The sequence below is a fragment of the Actinomadura violacea genome (assembly GCF_017573465.1).
Classification (GTDB): Bacteria; Actinomycetota; Actinomycetes; order Streptosporangiales; family Streptosporangiaceae; genus Spirillospora; species Spirillospora violacea.
In genome coordinates this window covers 155,320-179,320 of sequence record NZ_JAGEPF010000005.1, presented here as the reverse complement: position 1 = coordinate 179,320, position 24,001 = coordinate 155,320, and the positions used below count along the sequence as shown (strand labels likewise).

General features: G+C 73.6%; 23 protein-coding genes. 12 read left to right on the top strand and 11 right to left on the bottom strand.

Annotated elements, in window-relative coordinates; all coding sequences use genetic code 11:
• Nucleotides 1-25: 25 nt before the first annotated feature.
• The gene (locus J4709_RS08590) at nucleotides 26-793 is read right to left on the bottom strand and encodes a dienelactone hydrolase family protein (protein WP_307801082.1); all 768 of its coding nucleotides are present in this window, start codon (nucleotides 791-793) and stop codon (nucleotides 26-28) included.
• Between the two features lie 275 nt (nucleotides 794-1,068).
• Here J4709_RS08590 and J4709_RS08585 point away from each other — a divergent pair, with 275 nt between their 5' ends.
• Complete coding sequence (locus tag J4709_RS08585) at nucleotides 1,069-1,578, top strand: nuclear transport factor 2 family protein (protein ID WP_208238873.1); 510 nt, start codon at nucleotides 1,069-1,071, stop codon at nucleotides 1,576-1,578.
• A 5-nt stretch (nucleotides 1,579-1,583) separates the two neighbouring features.
• Here J4709_RS08585 and J4709_RS08580 read toward each other — a convergent pair whose 3' ends face one another.
• From J4709_RS08580 to J4709_RS08565, 4 genes are read right to left on the bottom strand one after another with little or no spacing between them, the layout of a single operon-like run.
• Nucleotides 1,584-3,320 carry an ABC transporter ATP-binding protein gene (locus tag J4709_RS08580; RefSeq protein WP_208238872.1) on the bottom strand — a complete coding sequence of 579 codons (1,737 nt, stop codon included), beginning with the start codon at nucleotides 3,318-3,320 and terminating at the stop codon, nucleotides 1,584-1,586.
• Nucleotides 3,317-5,137 (bottom strand): ABC transporter ATP-binding protein, encoded by a 1,821-nt coding sequence (locus J4709_RS08575; protein WP_208238869.1) that lies wholly within the window; start codon nucleotides 5,135-5,137, stop codon nucleotides 3,317-3,319. Before J4709_RS08575 ends, J4709_RS08580 begins: the two co-directional genes overlap by 4 nt.
• Nucleotides 5,134-5,517 (bottom strand): cupin domain-containing protein, encoded by a 384-nt coding sequence (locus tag J4709_RS08570; RefSeq protein WP_208238867.1) that lies wholly within the window; start codon nucleotides 5,515-5,517, stop codon nucleotides 5,134-5,136. Before J4709_RS08570 ends, J4709_RS08575 begins: the two co-directional genes overlap by 4 nt.
• 45 nt (nucleotides 5,518-5,562) lie before the next feature.
• A complete protein-coding gene (locus J4709_RS08565; RefSeq protein ID WP_208239280.1) occupies nucleotides 5,563-7,029 on the bottom strand; it encodes an MFS transporter in 1,467 nt (488 codons plus the stop codon).
• Between the two features lie 191 nt (nucleotides 7,030-7,220).
• Between J4709_RS08565 and J4709_RS08560 the strand changes: the two genes are divergently transcribed.
• The 3 genes from J4709_RS08560 to J4709_RS08550 all read left to right on the top strand — a co-directional run bounded on the left by J4709_RS08560 (nucleotide 7,221) and on the right by J4709_RS08550 (nucleotide 9,483).
• A complete protein-coding gene (locus J4709_RS08560; protein ID WP_208238865.1) occupies nucleotides 7,221-8,384 on the top strand; it encodes a sensor histidine kinase in 1,164 nt (387 codons plus the stop codon).
• Nucleotides 8,381-9,040 carry a response regulator gene (locus J4709_RS08555; RefSeq protein WP_208238862.1) on the top strand — a complete coding sequence of 220 codons (660 nt, stop codon included), beginning with the start codon at nucleotides 8,381-8,383 and terminating at the stop codon, nucleotides 9,038-9,040. Before J4709_RS08560 ends, J4709_RS08555 begins: the two co-directional genes overlap by 4 nt.
• 71 nt (nucleotides 9,041-9,111) lie before the next feature.
• Complete coding sequence (locus J4709_RS08550; RefSeq protein WP_208238860.1) at nucleotides 9,112-9,483, top strand: DUF3140 domain-containing protein; 372 nt, start codon at nucleotides 9,112-9,114, stop codon at nucleotides 9,481-9,483.
• Nucleotides 9,484-9,506: 23 nt separating this feature from the next.
• Here the strand turns inward: J4709_RS08550 and J4709_RS08545 are convergent, their stop codons facing one another.
• The gene (locus J4709_RS08545; RefSeq protein ID WP_208238858.1) at nucleotides 9,507-10,799 is read right to left on the bottom strand and encodes a cryptochrome/photolyase family protein; all 1,293 of its coding nucleotides are present in this window, start codon (nucleotides 10,797-10,799) and stop codon (nucleotides 9,507-9,509) included.
• Nucleotides 10,800-10,932: 133 nt separating this feature from the next.
• Here J4709_RS08545 and J4709_RS08540 point away from each other — a divergent pair, with 133 nt between their 5' ends.
• The gene (locus J4709_RS08540) at nucleotides 10,933-11,928 is read left to right on the top strand and encodes a YbgA family protein (protein ID WP_208238856.1); all 996 of its coding nucleotides are present in this window, start codon (nucleotides 10,933-10,935) and stop codon (nucleotides 11,926-11,928) included.
• Between the two features lie 47 nt (nucleotides 11,929-11,975).
• Here J4709_RS08540 and J4709_RS08535 read toward each other — a convergent pair whose 3' ends face one another.
• Nucleotides 11,976-12,554: a TetR/AcrR family transcriptional regulator gene (locus tag J4709_RS08535; RefSeq protein ID WP_232383176.1), complete on the bottom strand. Its 579-nt coding sequence runs from the start codon at nucleotides 12,552-12,554 to the stop codon at nucleotides 11,976-11,978.
• 71 nt (nucleotides 12,555-12,625) lie between these two features.
• On the bottom strand, nucleotides 12,626-13,657 hold the full coding sequence (locus J4709_RS08530) for a medium chain dehydrogenase/reductase family protein (RefSeq protein WP_208238854.1): 1,032 nt from the start codon (nucleotides 13,655-13,657) through the stop codon (nucleotides 12,626-12,628).
• Nucleotides 13,658-13,805: 148 nt separating this feature from the next.
• On the opposite strand from J4709_RS08530, the gene J4709_RS08525 reads away from it, so the two are divergent.
• Nucleotides 13,806-14,453: a TetR/AcrR family transcriptional regulator gene (locus J4709_RS08525; RefSeq protein WP_208238852.1), complete on the top strand. Its 648-nt coding sequence runs from the start codon at nucleotides 13,806-13,808 to the stop codon at nucleotides 14,451-14,453.
• Nucleotides 14,454-14,472: 19 nt separating this feature from the next.
• Here J4709_RS08525 and J4709_RS08520 read toward each other — a convergent pair whose 3' ends face one another.
• Entirely contained in the window at nucleotides 14,473-15,327 is an 855-nt protein-coding gene (locus J4709_RS08520; protein ID WP_208238850.1) for a hypothetical protein, read from the bottom strand.
• Between the two features lie 79 nt (nucleotides 15,328-15,406).
• Here J4709_RS08520 and J4709_RS08515 point away from each other — a divergent pair, with 79 nt between their 5' ends.
• The 4 genes from J4709_RS08515 to menC are packed head-to-tail and all read left to right on the top strand — an operon-like array spanning nucleotide 15,407 to nucleotide 19,526.
• Nucleotides 15,407-16,450: a dipeptidase gene (locus tag J4709_RS08515; RefSeq protein ID WP_208238848.1), complete on the top strand. Its 1,044-nt coding sequence runs from the start codon at nucleotides 15,407-15,409 to the stop codon at nucleotides 16,448-16,450.
• 36 nt (nucleotides 16,451-16,486) lie between these two features.
• Nucleotides 16,487-17,641, top strand: coding sequence for a M20/M25/M40 family metallo-hydrolase (locus J4709_RS08510; protein WP_307801079.1), 1,155 nt, complete (start codon nucleotides 16,487-16,489; stop codon nucleotides 17,639-17,641).
• Complete coding sequence (locus J4709_RS08505) at nucleotides 17,638-18,426, top strand: GNAT family N-acetyltransferase (RefSeq protein WP_208238846.1); 789 nt, start codon at nucleotides 17,638-17,640, stop codon at nucleotides 18,424-18,426. The genes J4709_RS08510 and J4709_RS08505 overlap by 4 nt, the downstream gene beginning before the upstream one ends.
• Entirely contained in the window at nucleotides 18,423-19,526 is a 1,104-nt protein-coding gene (gene menC / locus J4709_RS08500; protein ID WP_208238844.1) for an o-succinylbenzoate synthase, read from the top strand. The genes J4709_RS08505 and menC overlap by 4 nt, the downstream gene beginning before the upstream one ends.
• Before the next feature lie 37 nt (nucleotides 19,527-19,563).
• Here the strand turns inward: menC and J4709_RS08495 are convergent, their stop codons facing one another.
• A complete protein-coding gene (locus J4709_RS08495; RefSeq protein WP_307801077.1) occupies nucleotides 19,564-20,421 on the bottom strand; it encodes an aldo/keto reductase in 858 nt (285 codons plus the stop codon).
• Nucleotides 20,422-20,660: 239 nt separating this feature from the next.
• On the opposite strand from J4709_RS08495, the gene J4709_RS08490 reads away from it, so the two are divergent.
• Both J4709_RS08490 and J4709_RS08485 read left to right on the top strand, forming a co-directional pair.
• The gene (locus J4709_RS08490; protein ID WP_208238842.1) at nucleotides 20,661-21,248 is read left to right on the top strand and encodes a TetR/AcrR family transcriptional regulator; all 588 of its coding nucleotides are present in this window, start codon (nucleotides 20,661-20,663) and stop codon (nucleotides 21,246-21,248) included.
• Nucleotides 21,249-21,420: 172 nt separating this feature from the next.
• Nucleotides 21,421-22,452, top strand: coding sequence for an AF_0692 family protein (locus tag J4709_RS08485; RefSeq protein WP_208238840.1), 1,032 nt, complete (start codon nucleotides 21,421-21,423; stop codon nucleotides 22,450-22,452).
• Nucleotides 22,453-23,093: 641 nt separating this feature from the next.
• Here the strand turns inward: J4709_RS08485 and J4709_RS08480 are convergent.
• A complete protein-coding gene (locus tag J4709_RS08480) occupies nucleotides 23,094-23,801 on the bottom strand; it encodes a hypothetical protein (RefSeq protein WP_208238838.1) in 708 nt (235 codons plus the stop codon).
• Nucleotides 23,802-24,001 lie beyond the last annotated feature (200 nt).

Genomic DNA, 24,001 nt, shown 5'->3' with positions numbered 1-24,001 from the left:
GGGGCCGGGCGCCGGTGCCGTGGCGTCAGGCCGGTGACATGGTCGCCCGGCCGAGGTGCCGGACGAGGAACGGGGCCGGGTCCTCGAACGCGGGCACCCCGCCGTGCCCGCCGAGGTTGGCGTGCATCGTCTTCTCCTTGGTCCCGATCGCGTCGAACAGCCCGAGCGCGGACTGCCGGTCGACGTGCTCGTCGTCCCACTGGAGCAGGAACAGGACCGGGACGGTGATGCGCCGCGCCGCCTCCAGCAGGGCGTCGTGCACGACGAACCCGCCGCCGAAGATCGCGGCGGTGATCCGCGGGTCGGCCGCGGTGAGCGGCATCCCGATCGCGGTGCCGAGCGTGATGCCGCCGCCGTAGGCGATCGGCGCGTCGGGGCCGATCTCCGGCAGGTCCTGGAGGGCGTCCAGGGTGGTCTGCCATTCCGGGACGGCACGCTCCGCGAGCGAGGCGCCGTACCGGGCGCTGACCGGGCCGATCGGCTCGCCCGCCGCGACCGCCCGCCGGAGTTCGGCGCGGGCCTGGTCGTCCTCGGCGGTGCGGGGCCGGTCGCCGTGCCCGGGGGCGTCGATGGCGGCGACGGTGTAGCCGCAGGTGGTGGCGAGGTGGCGTGCCCGGGCCATGAGCGCCGGGGTCTTCTTGTGCAGGCCGCCGCCGTGGCCCATCAGGATCAGCGGAGCGTGGCCGGGGCCGGAGGCCGGCGACCACAGGACGCCGGTGACCTCGCCGAGGGTGAAGTCGCGTTCGAGGACGCCGTCGGACGTCATCGACGCGGTGAAGCGCAGGGAATGCATAGGTGTTGCCTTTCGGGAGTGCCTGTCTGGGGCGCTCCCGGCGACACCTATGTCAGTCGCCTACCGTGAGGATGAAGGGGAGCACCCACTTCGGTACAGCGTTCATGGGTCTCACCTCCTCGCCTGCGTTCACGGCCTCCGGCACGTTAGCAGCCGGCCGACGTTCCGCCCATTCTTTTTCTCCGCGGCCCATGCTCCCGCTGGCCGGGAACGCGCGGCGCCCCGTCCGGCGCACGCGGTTAGCGTTGCGTGATCCACTCTGAGAGGGGTTCGGGATGGCGGAGGCCGCAGGGGAGCGTTCCCTGGAGCAGCGGGTGGCGGACCTGGAGCGGATCGAGGCGATCAAGGCCCTCAAGCACCGGTACTGGAGCGCGTGCGACGGGAAGGACCCCGTCGCGTTCCGGGACTGCTTCACCAAGGGCGCCGCGTCGATCGACTACGGCTCGCTCGGGACGTTCGCGGACGCGGACGCGCTGACGAAGGTGTTCAGCGACATCGCGCTGCGCGAGGTCGACGGCGGGTACGCGGTGCTGGACATGCACCACGGCTTCCACCCGGTCATCACCGTGCTGGACGATTCCAGGGCGTCCGGCACCTGGACGCTGCGCTTCAGGCAGGTGAACCGGGTCGACAACACCGAGCTGCTCATGGCGGCGGAGTACGACGACGAGTACGTCGTCGAGGACGGGCGCTGGAAGATGGTGAAGTCGCATGTCCGGCCGTTGTGGACGATCCTGCGCCCGCTGCCGGAGGGCACGCATGTGACCCAGGTGATGGGCGGGTAGGCCGGTCACGGCCGGGCCGCCGATCGTGGTCCGGCCGGCACGGAGTTCGTGGAGAGGTCCCAGTAGTCGGCGTAGCGGCCGCCGCGGCGCAGCAGCTCGTCGTGGGTGCCCTCCTCGACGATCCGGCCGCCGTCCAGGAAGGCGACGTGGTCCGCGCGGCGGACGGTCCGCATCCGGTGCGCCACCATCACCACCGTCCGGCCCGCCACCAGCCGCTCGATGCCGTCGTGGACGGCCGCCTCGTTGACCGGGTCCAGCGCGGACGTCACCTCGTCGAGCAGCACGACGGGCGCGTCCTTCAGCAGCGCCCGCGCGATCGAGACGCGCTGGCGTTCGCCGCCCGACAGCAGTTCGCCGCCCTCGCCGACGCGCGCCGCCCATCCGCCGGGCAGCCGTCCGACGACCTCGTCCAGCCGCGCCGCGCTCGCCGCCGCCCGCACCTCCGCCTCGCTCGCGCCGGGGCGGCCGAGCCGGACGTTCTCCTCGATCGTGCCGTCGAACAGGTAGACGTCCTGGAACACCACGGCGATCTGCGACATCAGCACGTCCGTGCTGATGTCGCGGACGTCGGCGCCGCCCATGCGGACGGCGCCGACGTCCACGTCGTAGAACCGCGCGACCAGCTGCAGCAGCGTGCTCTTGCCCGCGCCCGACGGACCGACCACGGCGAGCCGTCGCCCTTCCGGGACCGACAGCGACACACCGTCGAGCACCGTCCGGTCGCCGTGCCGGAAGGCGACGGAGTCGAACTCCAGGCCGTGGTGCAGCGGCCGGACCGGTTCGCGGGGCTCCGGCAGCGGCTGGCTGCTCAGCACCGCGTCGAGCCGTACCAGTTCGGCGCGCGCACCGCGCAGCTTGCCGCCGATCTCCGACAGCGACAGCAGCGGGTCCGCGCAGCGGGCGGCGAGCACGAGGATCGCCAGCAGGTCGGCGGTGCCGATGTCCCCGCCGAGCGCGAGGTAGGCGCCGAGGGCCAGCAGCGCCGTGAACACGGCCTGAACCGTCAGCGTCAGGCCGAGGACGCCCGGCAGCGCCGACACCAGCGACCGGCGGGACGCGCGCTGCAGCCCGCGCAGCGCGTCGTCGAGCATCTCGAAGCGTTCGGCGGTCCGGCCGCCGGCGCGCAGCACCGGCTGGGCCTGCACGTACTCGATGACCCGCGCCGCGGCCTCGTGGTCGCGGTCGGCGCGCTCGGCGTCGGCGGCGGCCGTCGCCCGTCCCGCCCAGGCCTGGATCACCGCGACGGCCGGTACGGCGAGCAGCGCCGCCAGCCCCATCCGCCAGTCGAAGGCGAGCATGACGGCGACGATGGTCAGCGGCGTCGCGCAGGCGGACACGAGTGGGCCCAGCAGGTGCGCGATCGCGCTCATCGCCTGCAGGACGCCGCGCCCGGCCAGCACCGACACCTCGCCGACGCGGCGCGGGCCGTACCAGCCGACGGGCAGCCGCGCCAGATGGTCGCCGAGCCGGCGGTACATGCCGCGCAGCAGCGTGGTCCCGACGCGGAACCCGGACAGGTCGCTCACGTACCGCAGGACCGCGTACACCGCGACCGCGGCCCCGAACGCGATCAGCCAGGGCCGGGCGCCCCCGGGCGTGCTCCCGAAGAGCGCCCGCAGGACGGGGACCAGCAGCGCGTACGACAGGCCCTCGACCACCGCGGTCATCGTCATCAGCGCGACGGTGCGGCGCACCGGGCGGGCGTACCGGTCGCCCAGCACGCGCAGCAGCATCGAGATCATCGCAGGTCGTCTCCTTGTGGCGCGCCGTCCCGGGGCCCGGTCCCGCCGGCGACCGCCGCCCGGTGGGACCGCCAGAACGCCGCGAACCTCCCGTCCCGGGCCAGCAGTTCGGCGGGCGTGCCGCGTTCGGCGACCGCCCCGTCCTCCAGCATCACGATCGTGTCGGCGTCGGTGATCGTCTCCAGGCGGTGGGCGATGACCAGCACCGTCCGGTCGCCGTCCGGCGCCGTCAGGGCCCGCCGCACCGCCAGTTCGGTCTGCGGGTCGGCGAACGCGGTCGCCTCGTCGAGCACCAGGACGGGTGTGTCGGCGAGCAGCGCGCGGGCGATCGCGATCCGCTGCGCCTCGCCGCCCGACAGTTCCGCGTCCTCGCCGATGACGGTGTCGTAGCCGCGCGGCAGTTCGAGGACGCGGTCATGGACGTTCGCACGCCGCGCCGCGTCGGCGATCGCGTCGAGGCCGGCGTCCGGCACCGCCAGCGCGATGTTGTCCGCGACCGACGCGCGCAGCAGGCGGACGTCCTGGAACACGAACGAGACCATCCGGTGGAGGTCCCGCGCGGCGAGGTCGCGCAGGTCGGCGCCGCCGAGCGAGACCGAGCCGCCGGCCGGGTCGAAGAACCGCGGCAGCAGCCGGACCAGCGTCGACTTCCCGCTTCCCGACGGGCCGACGACCGCGGTGACCGTCCCGGGTTCGAGCACGAGGTCGATCCCGCGCAGCACCTCGTGGCCGGCGCGGTAGCCGAACCGGACGTCCCGCAGCTCCACCCGGTGACCGCGCGGCGCGACCGGATGCTCCGGCTCCGGCAGCGGCGGCACCGCGAGCACGTCCCGGATCCGGCCGACCGCGCGGTGGGCGGCCTGCAGATCGTCGAAGCCGTGGCCGAGCACCGCGACCGGAGCGGTCAGGCCCATCCCGAGCAGCAGGAACGGCAGCAGGTCGGCCGGGGCCATGCCGCCGCCGGTGATGAGGGCCGCGCCGCCGGTCAGGACCGTGAGCAGCACGAACGGCGGCGACAGCACCACCTGCATCCCGGCCGCGACCGCGGAGAGGGCGCTCACCATCCGGGAGAAGGAGGTGACGAAGTCGTCCACGGCCGTGCCGAACCTGCGCAGTGCGCGGTCGCCGCCCCCGAACGCCTTGACGACCGCGATGCCCTGGACGAACTCGACGACGGAGTTCGTGATGCGTCCCATCGCGCCGTCGAACTCCTTCTGCGCGCGCACACGGGACGGGGTCATCATCAGCGGGACGAGCGCCACCGCCAGCAGCACCGGGATGAGTGTGATCAGTGTCAGCCGCCAGTCGATGGTGAACAGGTACACCAGCGACGCGAGCGGGACGACGAACGCGGAGATCAGCTCGCCCGGAGTGTGGGCGATGAACGGGTGCACGGCGCTCACGTCGTCCCCGGCGAGTTTCGCCAGCTCACCGGTCCGGCGCCCGGACAGCCAGCCGAGCGGGACGCGGCCGAGCCGCGCGGCGAGCCGCCGCCGGAATTCGAGCTGCACCCGGCCGTCGAGCAGGTGCCCGATCGCCGACGACGCGCCCGTGAACAGCAGCCGGAGGAGCAGCCCGACCGCGCCCGCGATCACGACGGCCCGGACGTGGCCGTGGTCGACCGGGCCGGGCGCCAGCAGCGAACGGCCCAGTTCGGCGACCGCGAGGAGCGGCGCCAGACCGGCCAGGGCGCCGATGACCTGCAGGACGACGAGGGCGGCGAAGCCGGGGAGGTGAGGCCGCAGCAGCCCGGCCGAGTCGCGGTCCGCCGCGTCACCGGCGCCCTGCACCGGCGCGGCGACGCCGGCGGCGGTCATCGGTGCGCCTCCAGCCTGCTGCCGTGCGGCAGGGTGACGGCCATGATGCTGCTGGGGACGTCCAGCGCGATCCGGTGCCACCGCCCGCGCGGGACGATCGCGGCGGTCCCGGCCGTCAGCCGGACCTCTTCCTCCTCCTGGCCCGGCTCCTCGGGGCGCAGGTAGAGGCGGATCTTCCCGATGAGGCAGGAGACGACCTCCTCGGCCTCGGGGTGGACCTCCCAGCGGTCGGCGTGGACGTCGGCGTCGGTCTTCGCGTGGAAGGCCGTCAGCTGCCAGCCGTCGTGCCCGGAGCACACCGTCCGTTTCTCGGCGCGGATGTCGCCGCCCTGGCGGAAGTGGAGGAGGGAAGCGAAGAGGTCGATCGGAGTGACGGGCATGCCGCGACGTCCTTCCTGCGGTGGTTGCCGGTTCATGGGGCGGAGTCAGTCCCGTACGAGTTCGCCGGTATCCGCCGCCTCCGGCGGGCCCGTCCGCGGCAGGACGGCCACGGCGAGCAGGACGGCGGCGAGCATGAGCACCGCGCCGAGGGTGAAGCCGATCGCGTACCCGTCGTTGAGGGCCGCGGGGGTGGCGACCGGGCCGGTGCGGTGGTGCGCCGCGGTGCCGAGGACGGCCAGCCCGAGCGAGGCGCCGATCTGGCGGACGCTGTTGAGCAGGCCCGACGCGGTGCCGGCCTCGTGCGGCGCGACCCCGGCGGTGGCGATGGACACGACCGGCCCGAGGCACAGCCCGAAGCCGACGCTGGCGAGCAGGGACGGACCGAGGACGTCGGCGGCGAACGACCCGTCCGCGCTGATCAGGCCGAACCAGGCGAACCCGGCCGAGGTCAGCAGCCCGCCGGTGACGAGCAGCGTCCGGGGCGCGAAGCGGTAGCCGAGCCGGACGGCGAGCGCGGCGCCGGCGATGACGCCGAGCGCGAACGGCACGAACTCGACGCCGGTCAGCGCCGGGCCCGTCCCGAGGACCCGCTGGACGTAGAGGGAGACGAAGTAGAACGAGGAGGACAGGGCCGCGCCGGCCAGCAGGTTGTAGGCGTTCGCGCCGGCGACCGACCGGTTGGCGAACAGCCCGAGCCGGATCAGCGGTTCGCGGCGGGTGGTCCGCTCGACCTGCAGGAACGCGGCCAGCAGCGCGGCGGCGGCCGCCAGCGTGCCGAGCGTGGCCGGGGAGGTCCACCCGTACCGGTCGGTGCGGACGACGCCGAAGACCAGCAGGACCAGGCCCGCGGTGGCGAGCACGGCGCCGAGGACGTCCGGGCGGCCGCCGGGGACCCGCGGCGCGTCGGCGGCGACGCCGCGCCTGGCGAGGGCCAGCGCGCAGGCGGCCATCGGCACGTTCACGAACATCACCCACCGCCAGCCGGCGTACTGGGTGAGCAGGCCGCCGATCAGGACGCCGAGGGCGCCCCCGGCGGCGTTCACCGCGCTCCAGATCCCGAAGGCCCGGATGCGTTCCCGGCCCGCCGGGAACGTCGAGGTCAGCAGCGCCAGCGCGGCCGGTGCGAGCGCGGCGGCCCCGACGCCCTGCGCGGCGCGCGCGGCGACGAGGTGCCAGGGCTCCTGGGCGAGGCCGCCGACGAGGGAGGCCGCGCCGAACAGGGCGAGCCCGAGCAGCAGCACCCGCCTGCGGCCGTAGCGGTCGGCGGCCTTGCCGCCGAGCAGCAGCAGCCCGCCGAACGTCAGGGCGTAGGCGTGGATCACCCACGTCACGCCGACGGCGCTGAAACCGAGGCCGGAGGCGATCCGCGGCAGCCCCACGTTCACCACGGACAGGTCCAGCGACACCATGAACTGCACGACGGCGACGGCGGCGAGCGTGAGCCCGGGCCGCGCCCCCGGTCCGGCCGCCGTCCGCGCACTTGCCGGTCTTGTCGTCGTCACCGCACCCATTCCCTTGCGACTCGCGTCGTGTCCATGCCGGAAATGGTGCTGTTCGGGCTGGTCGGCGGTCATCGTGCGGGGGAAGACTCCTTCACCTGGCACCGCCGCAGTACGCTCGGCCGCTCTACAACGCCGGGAGTAGCCGGGTATTACGCCCTCCAGCGGAGGACGGGGGGCAAAAAGGTCCATAACCTACCTGAATGAGGTTCTTGGACGGGTGGCGGCCGCTCGCCCAGGACGGCCTGCTCGCCGCGGCGATGGCCGTCCTGCTGTCGGTCGTCATGATCTACTCGCCGCGCGCGGGCGCGCTGGATATCGCGGCCGGCATCGCCGGCTCGCTCGCGCTCGTCGCGTGGCGGCGCGCGCCGCTGGTCGCGCTCTTCGCCAGCACGGCCTTCATGCTCGTGATCGCGGCGCGCACCCAGCCGGGCCCGGCGGCCGCCTACCCCGTCATGATCGCGGTGTTCGCCGCGGTGCGGGCCGGCCACCAGGTGGCCGCGGCGCTGGTGAGCCTGGCGTTCCTGGCCGCCGGCGTGGCGGTGAACCTGCCCGGCGCCGACGGGACGGGGCAGAACCTGCAGAGCGTCGCGCTGCTGATCGGCTGGTTCGTGGCCGCGGGCGTCGCGGCGACGGTCACCCGGCACCGGCAGGCGTACCTGGAGGAGGCCGAGCAGCGCGCCGCCGAGGCCGAGCGCACCCGCGAGGAGGCCGCGCTGCGCCGCGCGGGGGAGGAGCGGCTGCGCATCGCCCGGGAGCTGCACGACTCCCTGACCCACAGCATCTCCGTCATCAAGGTCCAGGCCGGGGTGGCCGTCCACCTCGCGCACCGGCGCGGCGAGGACGTGCCGCCGGCGCTGGTCGCGATCCAGGAGGCCAGCGGCGACGCCATGCGCGAGCTGCGCGCCACGCTGGAGGTGCTGCGCGACGACCCCGACGGGGCCGAGGGCTCCGGCGGCCCCGACGGCGAGGCCGCGGTCTCCGGCCTCGACCGCCTCGACGACCTCGTCGAACGGGCCCGCTCCACCGGCCTGCGCGCCACGGTGACGGTCTCCGGCACCCGCCGCGACCTGCCGTCCGAGGTGGACCGGGCGGCGTACAGGATCGTCCAGGAGGCCCTCACCAACGTCTCGCGGCACTCCGGCGGCGCGGCCGCCGCGGTGTGCGTCGAGTACGCCGGCGACGCCCTCGTCGTGCAGGTCGAGGACGACGGCAAGGCCGATCCGGACGCGCCGCCCGTGCCCGGCAAGGGGCTGCTCGGCATGCGCGAGCGCGTCGCGGCGCTCGGCGGCCGGCTCCGCGCCGAGCCCCGCCCCGAGGGCGGCTTCACCGTCCGCGCCGAGCTCCCGCTGGAGGAGGCGCCGTGATCCGCGTGCTGCTCATGGACGACCAGGCCCTCATCCGCGGCGGCTTCCGCGCCCTGCTGGAGATCGAGGACGACATCGAGGTGGTGGCCGAGGCCGCGAACGGCGAGCAGGGCGTCGCGCTCGCCCGCGAGCACCGGCCCGACGTCGCGCTCGTCGACATCCAGATGCCGGTGATGGACGGCATCGAGGCGACCCGGCTGATCGCCGCCGACGAGCGGCTGAGCGGCGTCCACGTCGTCATCCTCACCAACTACGGCCTCGACGAGTACGTCTTCAACGCGCTGCGCGCCGGCGCCTGCGGCTTCATGGTGAAGGACACCGAGCCCGCCGACCTGCTGCAGGGCGTGCGGGTCGCGGCCCGCGGCGACGCGCTGCTGTCGCCCGCGATCACCCGCCGGCTGATCGCCGAGTACGTCGCCCGCCGTCCCGAGCCCGTCCCGCAGGCCCTCGACGTGCTGACCAACCGCGAGCGGGAGGTCGCCGCGCTGGTGGCGCGCGGGCTGTCCAACGACGAGATCGCCGCCCGCATGGTGATCAGCCCGACGACGGCGAAGACGCATGTCAGCAGGGCGATGACCAAGCTGCGCGCCCGGGACCGCGCCCAGCTCGTCGTGTTCGCCTACGAGTCCGGACTCGTCACCCCCAGGCGCCCCTGAACGACCGAAGATCATGCCTCTGACCAGGGGTTTCATGGAATGGCCGGCGCGTGAGGGGGTATCGCGGGCGCATGGGCAGCGAACGCGGAGCCGATCACCGCGCCGGGCGCGACGCCGCCGCCGCGCGGGACGCCGTCGCGTCGGAGTTCGGCGCGGCCGTCAACATGACGCCCAAGGAGCTCGAGGACTGGCTGGACACCGACGAGTCCAGGTCCGCCGGCCAGAGGAGGAACGGCGGCGAATCGACCGGCCACGCGTCCGGGCGCCGGATCGTCGAGCTGATGCGCGCGAAGAGAGCGGACCTGTCCGACCAGGACTACGACCATATGAACAAGGTCGTCGGCTATGTCCGCCGCCACCTCGCCCAGCGCCCGTCCGGCGACGTCAAGGACACCAAGTGGCGCCATTCGCTCATGAACTGGGGTCACGACCCGCTGAAATGACGGGCCGTGCCCGGCCGGACGGGTCAGGGGAGGTCGGTGACGGGCGGCGGGTAGCCGAGCCCGCGCCTGCGGTCCTCGGGCAGCGTCCAGGGGCGGTGGACGCCCCGCCCCTCGATACCGGCGAGTTCGGGCACGTATCTGCGGACGTAGTCGCCGGATGGGTCGAAGCGGAATGCCTGGCGCAGCGGGTTCATGACCTGCCCGGGCCGGGTGCTGTTGCCGGTCCCGGCGACCCACTGCCAGTTCCCGGCGTTGTCGGCGACGTCGCCGTCGGCGAGCAGGTCGTTGAAGTGGCGCAGCCCCGCCCGCCAGTCGATTCCGAGGTCGCGGGTCAGGAACGACGCGGTGATCAGCCGGGCGCGGTTGTGCATGTAGCCCTCGCGGCGCAGCTGCCGCATCCCGGCGTCGACGATCGGGACGCCGGTCAGGCCGTCGCGCCAGGCGGCCAGGGCGTCCTCGTCCCGGTTCCACTCGCGGCGGCGGGGCCGGTAGTCGGCTCTGGACAGGTCCGGGAACGCGGCGGCGACCTGGTGGTGGAAGTCGCGCCACGCGAGCTGCCGCCGGAACGCGCCGGGCCCGGCCTCGGCCGCCTCCCTCGGTGAGACGCACCCGAACTTGATGTACGGGCCGAGCCGGGACGTCCGGTCGGCGGCGATGTCATCGCGGACCCGCTCGTAGTCCGCCGCGTCCTCGTCCAGCCATCGCTCCAGGCGCCGCCGTCCCGCCCGTTCGCCGCCTTCGGCCAGGTCAGGGGACGCCTCGCCCGACGTCAGATCGGCGAACCTCGGCAGCGGGCCAGCGCGCACGCCCTCCGGCAGGCGGACCTTCCGGGGCGTCGCCGCGACCGGGTGCCGGCCGGCCGCCTCCCAGGCCCGCCAGTACGGAGTGAACACCCGGTAGTGGTCGCCGCCGGCCGGGACCAGGTCGCCCGGCGGGACGACGGTGACGCCCGGAAGCGCGCTCACCTCCAGCCCGATCTCGCGGAGCGCTGCCAGCCGCCGCCGGCCGTACGCCGACCGCTCGTCCGCAAGGAACAGCGCCGTCGCGTCCACCTGCCGGGCCAGACGGGCGACCTCCGCCGCCGGATCGCCGCGCCGCACCACCAGGTCACCGCCCAGGCCGCGCAGCGAACCGCGCAGATCGGCGAGCGCGTCCAGCAGGAACCGGACGCGGTTTGGCGCGGCGAACGGCCCGGCCAGCAGCGCGTCGTCGAAGACGAACACCGGGACCGTCCGCTCCGCCCGGCACGCCGCCTCCAGCGCCGGGTTGTCGCGCACCCGCAGATCGCGCGTGAACAGCATGATCGAAGTACTCATCGGCGCGTCAGCCCGCCGCCTCTCGCCACGTCATAAGATCCGTGTTCCCCCAGGTCGGCCGCCTGAACGGCGCCGGAGCCGCGTGCCGCCGGACCGGTTCGGACGGCCGCCGGGCGGGGACGCCTAGGAGGCCATGACCTCACCGAACCACACGGCAAGCCCTCAGCGGCGGCACGCACGGCCCCGGCTCGCCGTGTCGAGCTGCCTGCTGGGCGCGCCCGTCCGCTACAACGGCGGCCACAGCAGGGACCGGTTCCTCACCGGGCTGCTGGCCCGGCACGTCGACTGGGTGCCGGTCTGCCCCGAAATGGAGATCGGCCTCGGCGCGCCGCGCCCCACGATGCGGCTGCGCACCGACGGGCACATCGTCACCAAGGACGGCGCGTCCGACCACACCGCGGCCATGACCGCGCTGGCCGGACACCGGCTCCCCGACCTGGACGGCATCGACGGATACGTCCTGAAGGCCAGGTCGCCGAGCTGCGGGCTGTCCAACCTGCCCCGCTACGCGTCCGGCCGCCCGGGCGAACGCACCGACGGCCAGCCGGTGGACCGGCGCGGCCGCGGCGTGTTCGCAGCCCTGCTCCTGGACGCCTACCCCGACCTGCCCGTCGAGGAGGACGGCCGGCTCAACGACCCCGTGCTGCGCGAGCACTTCGTCGAGCGGGTGTTCGCCCAGGCCAGGCTCCGCGAGTTCTTCGCCGGAGACTGGCGTCCCCGCGACCTCGTCGCCTTCCATGGCAGGCACAAGTTCCAGCTGCTCGCCCACGCCCCCGACGGCTACCGCGAGACCGGGCGCATCGTCGCCCGGGCCGGCGAGCGACCCCGCGACGACCTCGAACGCGACTACAGCCGCGCGTTCACCGCCGCCCTCGCAGTCCGCGCCGGACGCGGCCGCCACACCAACGCCCTCCAGCACGTCCTCGGCTTCATCAGCGACGACCTGGACCCCACGCGGCGCCACGACGTCCTCGCCGCCATCGACGCCTACCGGCAGGGACGCGCGCCACTGAGCGTCCCGATCGCCCTCCTGCGCCACCACGCCGAGGGCGAGCACCTCGCCTACATCGCCGGCCAGACCTACCTGGACCCCTTCCCCGACGACCTCCTCCTCCGCCACAACCTCTGACCAGCCCGCACCGGCGGCATCGCCTCATCGGCTGGTTCGGGGGCTCGTCATGACGCGGCTTGGGCGCGGAGTCCGCGGATGAACAGTTCCAGGTGGCGGCGGGCGAGGGCCTGCTTCTCCTCGGCCGGCAGTGGCCCGGGGAGCGGGCGGGCGATGCGGACGGCCATCATGCCGATGTCGGCGAAGGTGACGTCGTCCGGCAGGGTCCCGGCCCCGTACGCCGCGGCGACCAGGCCCTCAAGGAGCCGGACGGCCTCCGCCCGCAGCGGCGACAGCTCGGGATCGCCTTCGAGATCGACCCGGCCGAGCAGTGCCGGCAGCACCGCCGAGACGCGCAGTTCGAGCGTCCGGCGCAGGTACCGGGCCAGCGCGTCGAACGGTTCGGCCTCCTGCTCGCATGCGTCGCGGACGGCGTGCAGTGTGCCGGTCAGCGCGTCCAGGGCGACGGCGTGCAGCAGCGTGCCGCGGTCGGGGAAGCGGCGGTACAGCGTGCCGCTGCCGACCTGCGCCCGGCGGGCGACGTCGTCGAAGGGAACGTCGGGGCCGCGCTCGACGATCATGTCCCGCGCGGCGGCCAGGATCCGTTCGAGATTGCGCCGCGCGTCCGCCCGCATCGCCCTCGCCATCGTCCGCCCCCTCGCCTCGTGGGGTCACGGTAGCAGCGGAACCGGAGAGAGTTTCCCCGGTTCCCTGGGGGCTACGGCGTCAGCACGACCTTTCCGGCGACGGTGCCGGACTCGGCGAGCCGCATCGCGTCGGCGACGCGGGCGAGCGGCAGCTCGGCGGCGATCCGCGGCGTGACGTCGCCGCGCTGCAGGGCGGCGAAGACCTCGGTGAGGTCGGCGCGCAGCCGGGCCCGGAACCGGTCCTTCGACAGGGCGCGTCCGGCCCAGGCGTTGAAGAAGTAGGCGCGGCGCCCGTTGGGGAGGGCGTTCCACAGCCAGACCCGGCCGAGCAGCTTGAAGACGGGCCACTGCTTGGACCCCTCGTCGTCGCGGGTGGACGCGCTGCCGTAGGAGACGAGGGTGCCGCCGGGGGCCAGGAGGCGCCACGAGTCGACGATGCCGCGCCCGCCGACGTGGTCGAACACGGCGTCCACCCCGCCGGGGGCGAGCTCGCGGACCCGCGCGGCGACGTCGCCGGAGCGGTAGTCGACGGGGACGACGCCCTGGTCCCGGAGCAGGTCGTGGTGGCGGGTGGACGCCGTGCCGATCACCTTCACGTCCGCGGCCAGGGCGAGCTGGACCAGCACCGAGCCGACACCGCCGTTGGCGCCGTGCACGAGGACGGTCTGCCCGGCGCGCACGCGCGCCTTGCGGTGCAGCATCTGCCAGGCGGTGATGCCGTTGACGACGAGCGTCTCGGCCTCCGCCGCGCCGATCCCGGCCGGGACCGGAACCGCGTCCGCGGCGTCCAGGAGGACGTGGCTGGCCCAGCCGCCGATCTTGGTGAGCGCCGCGATCCGGGTGCCGGCCAGGGCGGGGTCGACGCCCGGGCCCGCGGCCTGGACGGTGCCGACCAGGTCGTAGCCGGGCACGAACGGGAACGCCGGCTGGTCGTAGTAGCGGCCGCGGCGCATCTGCTGCTCGGCGAAGGAGACGCCGGTCGCCTCCATCCGGACCAGGACCTGACCCGGCCCCGGCGCGGGGACGTCCCCGCGCCTGATCTGCAGTCCTTCCGGCTCGACCTTGCCCGGCAGGACGACCTCGACGAGTTCTCCGGTGCTCATACCGACCTCCACTGGTTCGCTTCTCGCTAGATGCTCGTGCTTCCGTTAGAAGTTATAACCAGCGACCGCGGCGAGAGTCAATAGGGTTCGTGATAGCCTCTAACTAAATCTTGATGCTGTATCGCGGTGGGCGGGAAGGCGGCAGGGCATGGCGGAGACGGGCACGACGACCCCGCGCGAGCGGTACCGCGCCCAGGTGCGCGCCGAGATCAAGGAGCGCGCCTGGGAGCAGATCGCCACGACCGGGGCGTCCGCGCTCTCCCTCAACGCGATCGCCAAGCAGATGGGCATGAGCGGGCCCGCGCTCTACCGCTACTACGCCGGCCGCGACGAACTGATCACCGAGCTCGTCCGGGACGCCTACCGGAGCCTCGCCGACGCCCTCCGATCGGCCGCCGACGGCGGCGCCGACCTCGCCGGGCTGGCGCACGCCCTGCGCGCCTGGGCCCTGGAGGACCCCCAGCGGTACCTGCTCATCTACGGCACCCCCGTCCCCGGATACCACGCGCCCGACGACATCACGAGCATCTCGGCCGAGACCATGGCGGTCCTGCTGGACGCCTGCGCGGCGCTGCCGTCCGACCGTCCGGCGACGCCGTTCGACGCCCACCTGGCCGACCATCGCGACTGGGCCCGCGAGCACCCCGCCCCGCCCGCCGTCCTGCACCGGGCCCTGGCCTTCTGGACGCGGCTGCACGGCGTCCTGTCCCTGGAGCTCGCCGGCCACTTCGACGGGATGGGCTTCGACCCCGCCCTGCTCTTCGCCGCCGAAATGGACGCCCTCCTCGCCACCTGAGCCGTCCGGGACCCGCCGCTCAGGCCGGGGAGCCGAGGGCGGCGAGGAGCCGGGTCAGCGGGGCGGCGAGTTCCGGCCTGCTGGATCGGGCGGTGTGGTCGCGGAGGCGGCCGAGGCAGTGCAGGTACAGCGGCAGCAGTTCGCGGCGGAGGAGCCCGGCGGCCGCGGCGGCGTCGTCGATCCCGTCCGACCGCCACCGCGCGGCGGCCCCGACCAGGCCGCTGGACGGCTGCGGAGGAGCGGTGTACCAGCCGGCGGCGTCGTCATTGCGTCCGAGCAGGCCGGTGGCGGCGGTGTAGAGCAGCCGGACGGGAAAGAGCACCGCCTTGGTGACGGCGCGCGCGCCCTGAGCGGCGAGTTCGTCCGGGTGCCGGAGCGTGTGCAGGTAGGCGGGGACGGCGAACCTGGTCCCGGCGAAGGCGGCGCTGTCCAGGAAGAGCTCGTCGTGGCCGGGGCGAGCGCAGCCGGCGCGACGGTCGGTGCCGTGCAGCAGCACCCCCGAGTCGAGCAGGTCGAGCCGATCGGTCGCGGGGAACCGCCCCGCCTCCGAACCGTCCGCCAGGCTCGCCCAGTCGCTCCAGAAGATCGAAAGGCGCGCCGCCAAGGCGTGGTGCGGGGAGTCCGCGTACCGCTCGATCGTTTCCCGCCGGGCCGCGTCGATGGCCGCCGCCGCCGTGTCGTCGGCGCGGTCGACGACGAGGGCCACGTCCACGTCGCTGACCAGGGGAGCGAACCCGCCGTGCGCCAGGCTGCCGATGGCGAAGGCCGCCGCGAGCCGCTCGTCCAGCCGGGCCGCGGCCCGCGCGAGCGCGGTCTCCACGACGTCCTGGCCGGCGGGATCCGACAGCCGGGGGCGAGAGGGACGGTGCGTCATGCGCTCTCCTTTTCGTCGAACCATGTTCATCTCCCATAGCCTCGCAAGGGGCCGCTACGTCAGAGAGGGCTGAACCGCCATGTCCAGGGAACTGCACCACCGCGCCGTGGTTGCCGACGCGCACAACGACCTGCTGATGGCCGTCTCGGCTCGGCCGCCGGAGCGGTGGGGCGCGTTCTTCCGGGAGCGGTGGCTGCCGCAGCTGCGCGAAGGCGGGATCGACCTCCAGGTCCTCCCGGTGTTCATCGACGAGCAGTACCGGCGGGAGGGCGCGCTCCGGCAGACCCTCCGGATGATCGAATGCGCGCACGTCCTGGCCGAGGAGAACCCCGGCGACGTCGCGCTCTGCCTGGACGGCGCCGATGTCGACGCGGCGCTCGCCGCCGGGCGGATCGCGCTGGTGCTCGCGCTGGAGAGCGCCCCGGGCGTCGACGACTCGGTGGAGCTGATCCCGACGCTGTTCCGGCTCGGCGTCCGGGTGGCCTCGATCGCGCACTGGGGGCGCACCCCGCTGGCCGACGGCAGCCGCGAGGACGCCACCGGCAGCCGGCTCACCGCCGCCGGCGTCGAGGCGCTCCGCACGATGGAGCGGCTCGGCATGGTCTTCGACATCTCCCACCTGAGCGCGTCCGGGGTCGCCCACGTCCTGGAACTGGCCGCCCGGCCGATCATCGCGACGCACTCCTGCGCGCGCGCTCTGCGCGACCACCACCGCAACCTGACCGACGAGCAGATCCGCGGCGTCGCCGCGACCGGGGGAGTGGTCTGCGTGAACTTCGTGCCCGGCTTCCTCGCCGGCACGCCGGCGGACGTGAGCGCGGACCGGATCGTCGACCACATCGAGCACGTCATCGAGGTGGCCGGGATCGACCACGTCGGGCTCGGCGCGGACTTCGTCCGGGAGGTGTTGCAGGACGTCACGCCGCCGTGCGAGACGTTCGACGACGACCCGATGTGGGAGTTCCCCGGCCTGGACGGGCCCGCCGGGATGCCGCTGGTCACCGACGCGCTGGTGGCCCGTGGACTGCCCGAGAAGGACGTCCTGAAGATCCTCGGCGGCAACCTCCACCGCGTGCTCGGCGCCGAGATGGGCCGTCCGGCCCCCGCCTCGCCCCAGTCCTGACCGTCCGCAGGCAGCTCATCCTTGGAGGACGCACACGTGCCGGCTGATCCGCACACCCGCGCCGGCGGTACCGGCGCCGACGACGACGCCCTCGCGGCGATGACGGACCGGCTCGGCGCCATGCTCGCCGACCTGGAGGAACTCGTCACCTGCGAGTCCTTCTCCGCCGATCGGCCGGCACTGGTCCATAGCGCCCGGACCGTGGCCGCGCAGGGCGCCCGCCTGCTCGGCGCCGCACCGGAGACGATCGTCATCGACGGCGTCCCTCATCTCCGCTGGGCCTTCGGCGCCCCGCGCGTGCTGCTGCTCGGCCACCATGACACGGTCTGGCCGCCCGGTTCGCTCGCCGACCGCCCCTGGACGGTGCGCGACGGCGTCGCGACCGGCCCCGGCGTCTTCGACATGAAGGCCGGGCTGGTCCAGATGTTCCACGCCCTGGCCTCCCTGCCGTCCCTCGACGGGGTGTGCGTCCTGGTCACCGGTGACGAGGAGGTCGGCTCCGCCACTTCGCGGGCGCTGATCGAGGAGGCCGCGCGCGGCTGCGCGGCGGCCTTCGTCCTGGAGGCGTCCGCGGACGGCGGGGCGCTCAAGACCGCCCGCAAGGGCGTGTCCAACTACGAGATCGTCGTGCACGGCCGCGCCGCCCACGCCGGCCTGGAGCCGGAGAAGGGCGTCAACTCCGCGGTCGAGATCGCTCACCAGACCCTCGCGATCGAGGCCATCGCCACGCGGGCCGGGGACGGAACGACGCTCACCCCGACCGTGCTGGCGGCCGGGACCGCGGGCAACACCGTCCCGGCGCGGGCGTCGCTGGCCGTGGACGTGCGGGTACCGACGCGGGCCGCGCAGCAGGAGGTGGACGACCTCCTGCACGGGCTCGAACCCCAGGTGCCGGGCGCGCGGCTGGAGCTCAGGGGAGGCCCCAACCGCCCGCCGCTGGAATCCGCCGCGTCGGCCGAGCTCTTCGCGCTCGCCGGACGGCTGGCCGCCGCGCGGGGCCTTGGCCCGCTGCGCGCCGTCGCCGTCGGCGGCGCGTCCGACGGCAACTACACCGCCGGCGCCGGCTGCCCGACCCTCGACGGCCTCGGCGCCGTCGGCGGCGGCGCCCACGCCGACGACGAGCACGTGGTCATCGCCGAGATGCCGCGCCGCGCGCTGCTGCTCGCCGACCTCGTCGGAGCGACCCGGTGACCGGCCCGCGGATCCGCGAACTGCACGACCTCGCCGACCTCCAGGAGACCTACCGCCTCATCGGCCGGATCTGGGGCGACGACGCCGGGCCGGTCTCCGTCGAGATGATGCGGGCGCTCGCCCACGCCGGCAACTACGTCGCCGGGGCCTACGAGGACGGCCGCATGGTCGGCTGCTCGGTGGCGTTCCTCGCCGCGCCCGCCGGCACCGCACTGCATTCGCACGTCACCGGCGCCGTCGCGGGCCGCGGCATCGGCCTGGCGCTCAAACTGCACCAGCGCGACTGGGCGCTCGCCCGGGGCCTGTCGCGCATCACCTGGACCTACGACCCGCTGGTCCGCCGCAACGCCCACTTCAACCTGGTCAAGCTCGGCGCCCGGCCCGAGGAGTACCTGACCTCCTTCTACGGCGCCATGACCGACGCGATCAACGGCGGCGACGAGACCGACCGCGTCCTCGCCGCCTGGGACATCGCCGGCCCGCCCCCGCGGCCCGCCGAACCGCCCGCCGACGCCGCGCACGGCGTGCTCGACCGCGACGGCCGGCCCGTGATCGGCTCCGTCGACGCCGAGACCGTCCTGGTCGCCCTGCCCGAGGACATCGAGGGCCTGCGCCGCGCCGATCCCGGCGCCGCCCGCGCCTGGCGCCTCGCCGTCCGCGAGGTCCTGGGCGGCCTGCTCGCCGGCGGCGCCCGCGTCACCGGATTCCACGACCGCACCTGCTACGTCGTCTCCCGCGCCCCCCGGCCGCCCGCCGCCGGGCCGTCCGATCGGAGCCCCCGATGAAGATCACCGGAATCGAACTGCGCCGGATCGCGATGCCGCTGGTGTCGCCGTTCCGCACCTCGTTCGGCGTCGAGACCGACCGCGACGTCCTGCTCGTCCGGGTCGTGACGCCCGACGCCGAAGGCTGGGCGGAATGCTCCGCCATGTCCGAACCTCGGTACAGCGCCGAGTACGTGGACGGCGCCGCCGAGGTAATGCGCAGGTTCCTCATCCCCGCCCTCCCCAAGAAGGACGTGGACGCCCAGGCCGTGGGGCGCGCGCTGGAGCCGTTCACCGGCCACCGCATGGCCAAGGCCGCGCTGGAGACCGCCGTCCTGGACGCCCGGTTGCGCGCGTCCGGCGAGTCCCTGGCCCGGCACCTGGGCGCCTCCCGCGACCGCGTGCCGTGCGGGGTGTCCGTCGGGATCATGGACTCGATCCCCGAACTGCTCGACGCCGTCGCCCGCTACGTCGACGAGGGATACGTCCGCATCAAGCTCAAGATCGAACCGGGCTGGGACGTCGAGCCGGTCCGCGCCGTCCGCGAGCGCTTCGGCGACGGCCTGCTCCTGCAGGTCGACGCCAACGCCGCCTACACCCTCGTGGACGCGCCGCACCTCGCCCGGCTGGACGCCTTCGGCCTGCTGCTGATCGAGCAGCCGCTCGCCAACGACGACATGGTCCAGCACGCGCGGCTCGCCCGCCGCCTCACGACCCCCGTCTGCCTGGACGAGTCGATCGAGTCGGCCGCCGACGCCGCCGCCGCGATCTCGCTCGGCGCCTGCTCCATCATCAACGTCAAGCCCGCCCGCGTCGGCGGCTACCTGGAGGCCCGCCGCATCCACGACCTGTGCCGCGCCCACGGCGTCGCCGTCTGGTGCGGCGGCATGCTGGAGACCGGCATCGGCCGCGCCGCCAACCTCGCCCTGGCCGCCCTGCCCGGCTTCACCCTCCCCGGCGACACCTCCGGCTCGCACCGCTACTTCGCCACCGACGTCACCGAACCGTTCGTGCTGGACGGCGGCCACCTCGACGTCCCCGCCGGCCCCGGCATCGGCGTCTCGCCCGTGCCGGACGTCCTCGCCGAGGTCACCACCTCCACCGAATGGATCAGCGCCTGACCCACGGCGCCGCCGTCCTCGCGCCATCGCCTCCCGGCTAGCCGATCGAAACCTCGCTTGAGCGGGACTCGACGGCGTCGAGGGCGGCGCCAGTGGCATCGTCGAACGCGATCTCGCCGACCGCCATGTTGGCCTCCAGATGGGCGGCGTCGGCGGTGCCGGGTATGAGCAGCACGTTCGGGGCGTGGTGCAGCAGCCAGGCGAGCCCGACCTGTGAGGGCGTGACGCCCAGCGAATCGGCCGCGGCGCGGACGGCCGGCTCCTCGGTGACCTTGGGCAGGCCGGGGAAGGCGCCGCCGAGCGGGAAGAACGGCACCCAGGCGATGTCCTCGGCCGTGCACAGCCGCAGCATGTCCTCGTCGTCGCGGGAGACGAGGCTGTAGGCGTTCTGCACGCAGACGATGCCGGCCGGGAGGGCGCGGCGAAGACCGTCGAGGGTGACGCTGCTCAGGCCGATCGCGCCGATCTTGCCCTCGTCGCGCAGGGCCGTCATCAGCGCGAGCTGGTCGTCGAGGTCGACCACCTGGTCGCCCTCGGCCCGCAGGCCGGGCCCGGTGTCGAGGCGCCGGAGGTTGACCACAGCGAGGTGTTCTCTGCCGAGGCTGCGCAGGTTGTCCTCCACGCTGGCCCGCAGCTGCTCGGGGCGCTGCGCGATCCGCAGCGGCAGCCGCCCACCCGGGTCGGGATCGGCGCCGACCTTCGTGACGACCAGGACGTCGTCCTCGGGACGCAGGGCTTCGCGGATCACGGCGTTGGCGAAGCCGAAGCCGTAGAACTCGGCGGTGTCCACATGGTCCACGCCCAGCTCGACGGCGCGGCGCAGCAGCGCGACGGCCTCGTCGCGGCGGTCGTGCAGGCGGTCGAGCTGAGCCGCGCCGTAGCCGATCCGGGACACGGTGCGGCCGGCGAATGCGGCGGTAGCGGTGCTGATGAGAATGCCTCCTCGGTCTAAGGTCGCACCCTTACCGTACAGTCGGTGGATGACAGATATCAATATTTGTCAGTCAGTGGATGAACTGACATGGTTTGGCTTCCGTCAGTCCCCTGCCGTACGTTCCTCGCTGGGGAAGCCCGTTTCGACGGGAAACGGCCAGGGGAGACGCCGGCTTCACCTCGTCCCGATGAGGAGGCCCGATGCGCGGGGAACCGCTCGACGCGGAGACGATCGTGTCGGCCACCGAAGAGGTACTGCGCCGCCACGGTCCGGAGAAGACCACCGTCCTCGACGTCGCACGGCTACTGGGAGTGAGCCACGGGAGCGTCTACCGGCACTTCCCATCCAAGGCGGCGTTGCGCGAGGCCGTGATACGGCGCTGGCTCGACCGGGGCCGAGAGGATCTCGCCACGGCGGTCCGAGCTTCCGGACCGGCCCCGTCCGACCGGCTGCGCGGCCTGCTCACCGCCATGTTCGCCGCAAAATGGGCCAAGGCGCGGGAGGACCCGGAGCTGTTCGCCACCTTCCGGGTGCTGGCGGCCGAGCACAGCAGCGTGTCCTCCGCCCATGTCGCGTCCCTGCTCGCCCAGATCCGCGCGATCGTCGTCGACGGCATCGCCGTCGGTGACTTCGCCGCCGGTGAGCCGGACGTGATCGCGCGAGCCGTCTTCGACGCGACGAGCCGCTTCCATGATCCGATGCATGCCGCGGAGTGGTGCTCACCCGAGATCGAAGCGGAGTCCGAGGGCGTCATCTCGCTCATCCTCGACGGCATCCGGGCACGGTAAAGACGCCCGAACAAGCCGGAACCGCCGCACCGAGCAGGTGAAGGGCCACGGCGCCCGGCATAGGAAGACCGGTGACCAGGCCCGAGGGCGCACGCCGTACGGCCAAGTGGCCACCCCGCCATCGACCGTTGGCCGATTCGGAGGGCGGAGCGTCGTTCCTAGGGTCGAGAACATGTTCCGTGCTGCGCGCCGCCGCAGGCTCCTGCTGGCCCTGGCCCTGTTCCTCCTCGCACCCCTGGTGGGGGAGTTCCTGCTCGGCAACCAGCCGATCACCGAGCTGTCCGGCCTGGTCATGCTGGCGCCGCTGTACGGGGGCGGGGCGCTGCTGGTGCGCGAGACGGCCCGGCGTACGGGACGCGGCTGGCCGACGATGATCGTGCTCGCCGTCGCCTACGCGCTGATCGAGGAGGGGCCGGTCGACCAGATGCTGTGGAACCCGCACTACGGCGGGTTCGACATGGGGGCGGCGTACGCGTCGACGCACATCCCGCTGCTCGGCACCAGCGTCGAGATGATCGAGGACGTCGTGTCGATGCACACGATCTGGAGCATCTGCGTGCCGATCGCCCTCGTCGAGGCGTTCGCGCGTGATCCGCGCCGGCCGTGGCTCGGACGCGTCGGACTGCCATTCGTCGGCGTCCTTTTCGCGGCCGCATCGGTGCTGCTGGGCGTCGCGCAGGCGCAGTCGGAGCACTTCGTCGCCTCGCCGCACCAGTTCGCCGTCGCGGGCACCACGATCGCCGGGCTGATCGTGGTGGGGTTCCTCCTGCGAGGCTGTCCGGCACCCGGATCGGACGCCGACGCGCCGAGCCCATGGACGGTCGGCGCCGCGGCCTTCGCCGTCACGAGCCTCTACTGGCTGCGCGACCAGCTGCCCGAGGGACTCTCGACCTGGTGGCCGGTGGCGGCATGGCTCGTCGTGGTGGGCGGGGCCGTCGCGCTGTGCGTGCGCTGGTCGCGGAGCCGTGGCTGGGGCGCCCCGCACCGTCTTGCACTGGCGGGTGGCGCGCTGCTCACCTACGTGTGGGTCGGCTTCACGCACGCCAAGGAGATGGGCGTGTCGATTCCGGTCGCTCTGACCGGCAACGTCGTCTTCGGGACGGCGGCTGTCCTGCTGCTTCTGGCAGCGGCCGTCCGCCATACTCCACGCGCGACACCGCCCGAGCACCACAAGGCCCACGCCCTGCACCGCCACCACCACTAAGGCGCCGCCCGAGCCCCCAATGCGCGTACGTGGTGTCGTGAGCCAACATGTCCCGGCCCACCACCCTTCAGCCTGGACGACCAGCGGTCGGCGCCGGTCAAGGACGGCATCCGCACCGCCGTAGTACGTCCAAGCCCGCTCCTGCCGGTGCCGGTCTCGACCATCCCTCCGCGTCGACGCGACTTCCGGCGGGCGCGACCTGGCTGCGCAACCCCCGGTCGACGGCGTTCTCAACCACAGCAAGACGGCGTAGCCCATGAGGGACGCCAGGTGCGCCAAGAACAGCCGGGCCCGCGTCCGAACTTCCGCTCGGCCGCCATACGGCAAGGCCGGAGCCGTCACGCGTAGGGGCAAGGCCAGAGCGACCACGCGTAGCGAAAGCCGGAGCCGCCACGTGTAGGGAGAGACCGATCCGCCATGCGCAGGGAAAGACCGAAGCCGCCATGCGGCAAGGCCGGAGCCCCACGTGTAGCGAGAGACCGAAGCCGCTACGCGTAGGGCAAGGCCGGAGCCGCTATGCGTAGGGGAAGATCAGGTGCGGCGCCCTGTCCGAATCGGGGTCAGGGCGCCGCACCTGAGAGATGCCGAGGAAGCCGTGCTGCCAATGGGCAGCAGTTGCGGGATGGCCGCATACCTCCGGGTCAGTGCCGCCGGGGCATGCTCGCATGCCAGGTGCGGTGGCCGCCCCTGGCGTCCTCCTCCCTGCCCACGCGGTCCGGGGGCGTCTGCCGGTCCCACTGCGGAGCAGCAGTGGATCCTCGCCCGGAGCGGTCCGCCTCGGGTACCGCCGTGCCGCGACCGGCCCGGTCCGCGGCCCCGGCGGCCCCTGCGGTCGCGGCGGCGCGTTCCATCTCGGCTCGTCGTGCTTCTCGCACGCCGACCACCAGGAAGCGTCCCAGCGCCGTCGCCGCCAGCAGCACGATGATGGCGCCGAGCCCCTGGTAGAACGACAGGTGTTCCGCGATCCGGCGGGTCTGGCCTCCCAGCGCCGGCCCAGGGCCGCCGCCCCACAAGGGAGCGATCGTAGTGCCGACGACGAACCACACGCCGCCCGCGATGGCCAGCCAAGCGCCGAACATGGCGACGGGTCGGGCGGCACTGACCAGAAGGATCAGCCCGCCCAGCACGACGGCGATCGCCGGAAGGATGGACAGCACCAGCCGGTCGGAGGTGTAGTCCCACGTGGCGGTCGACCCGAACCCGAAGCTGAAGTAGGGGCCGACGAACGGTATGAACCCGCCCCACAACCCCAGAAGCACCAGGAGCAGCCCGTTGACGACACCCCGGCTGCGCGGCGCTTTCAGCATGCCGGACATCGAGGTGCGTGGAGCATTCATCATCCCAGTCATGGCCGTACCTCCCTGACCAGGTCGAAATGTCCTATTTAGAGCCCTGTACCCGGCTCACCCCGGCGAAACCGAGCACGTCGGCCGCCGCCGTCCCGAATCGCTGTAAGAGTCAGATTGATCGCAGAGAGTATCGGTACGTGCTGCTCACCTGGTGTGGTCCCACGTGCGCACCGGCCGCTGGGCAGTTGCATGCGGCTCGC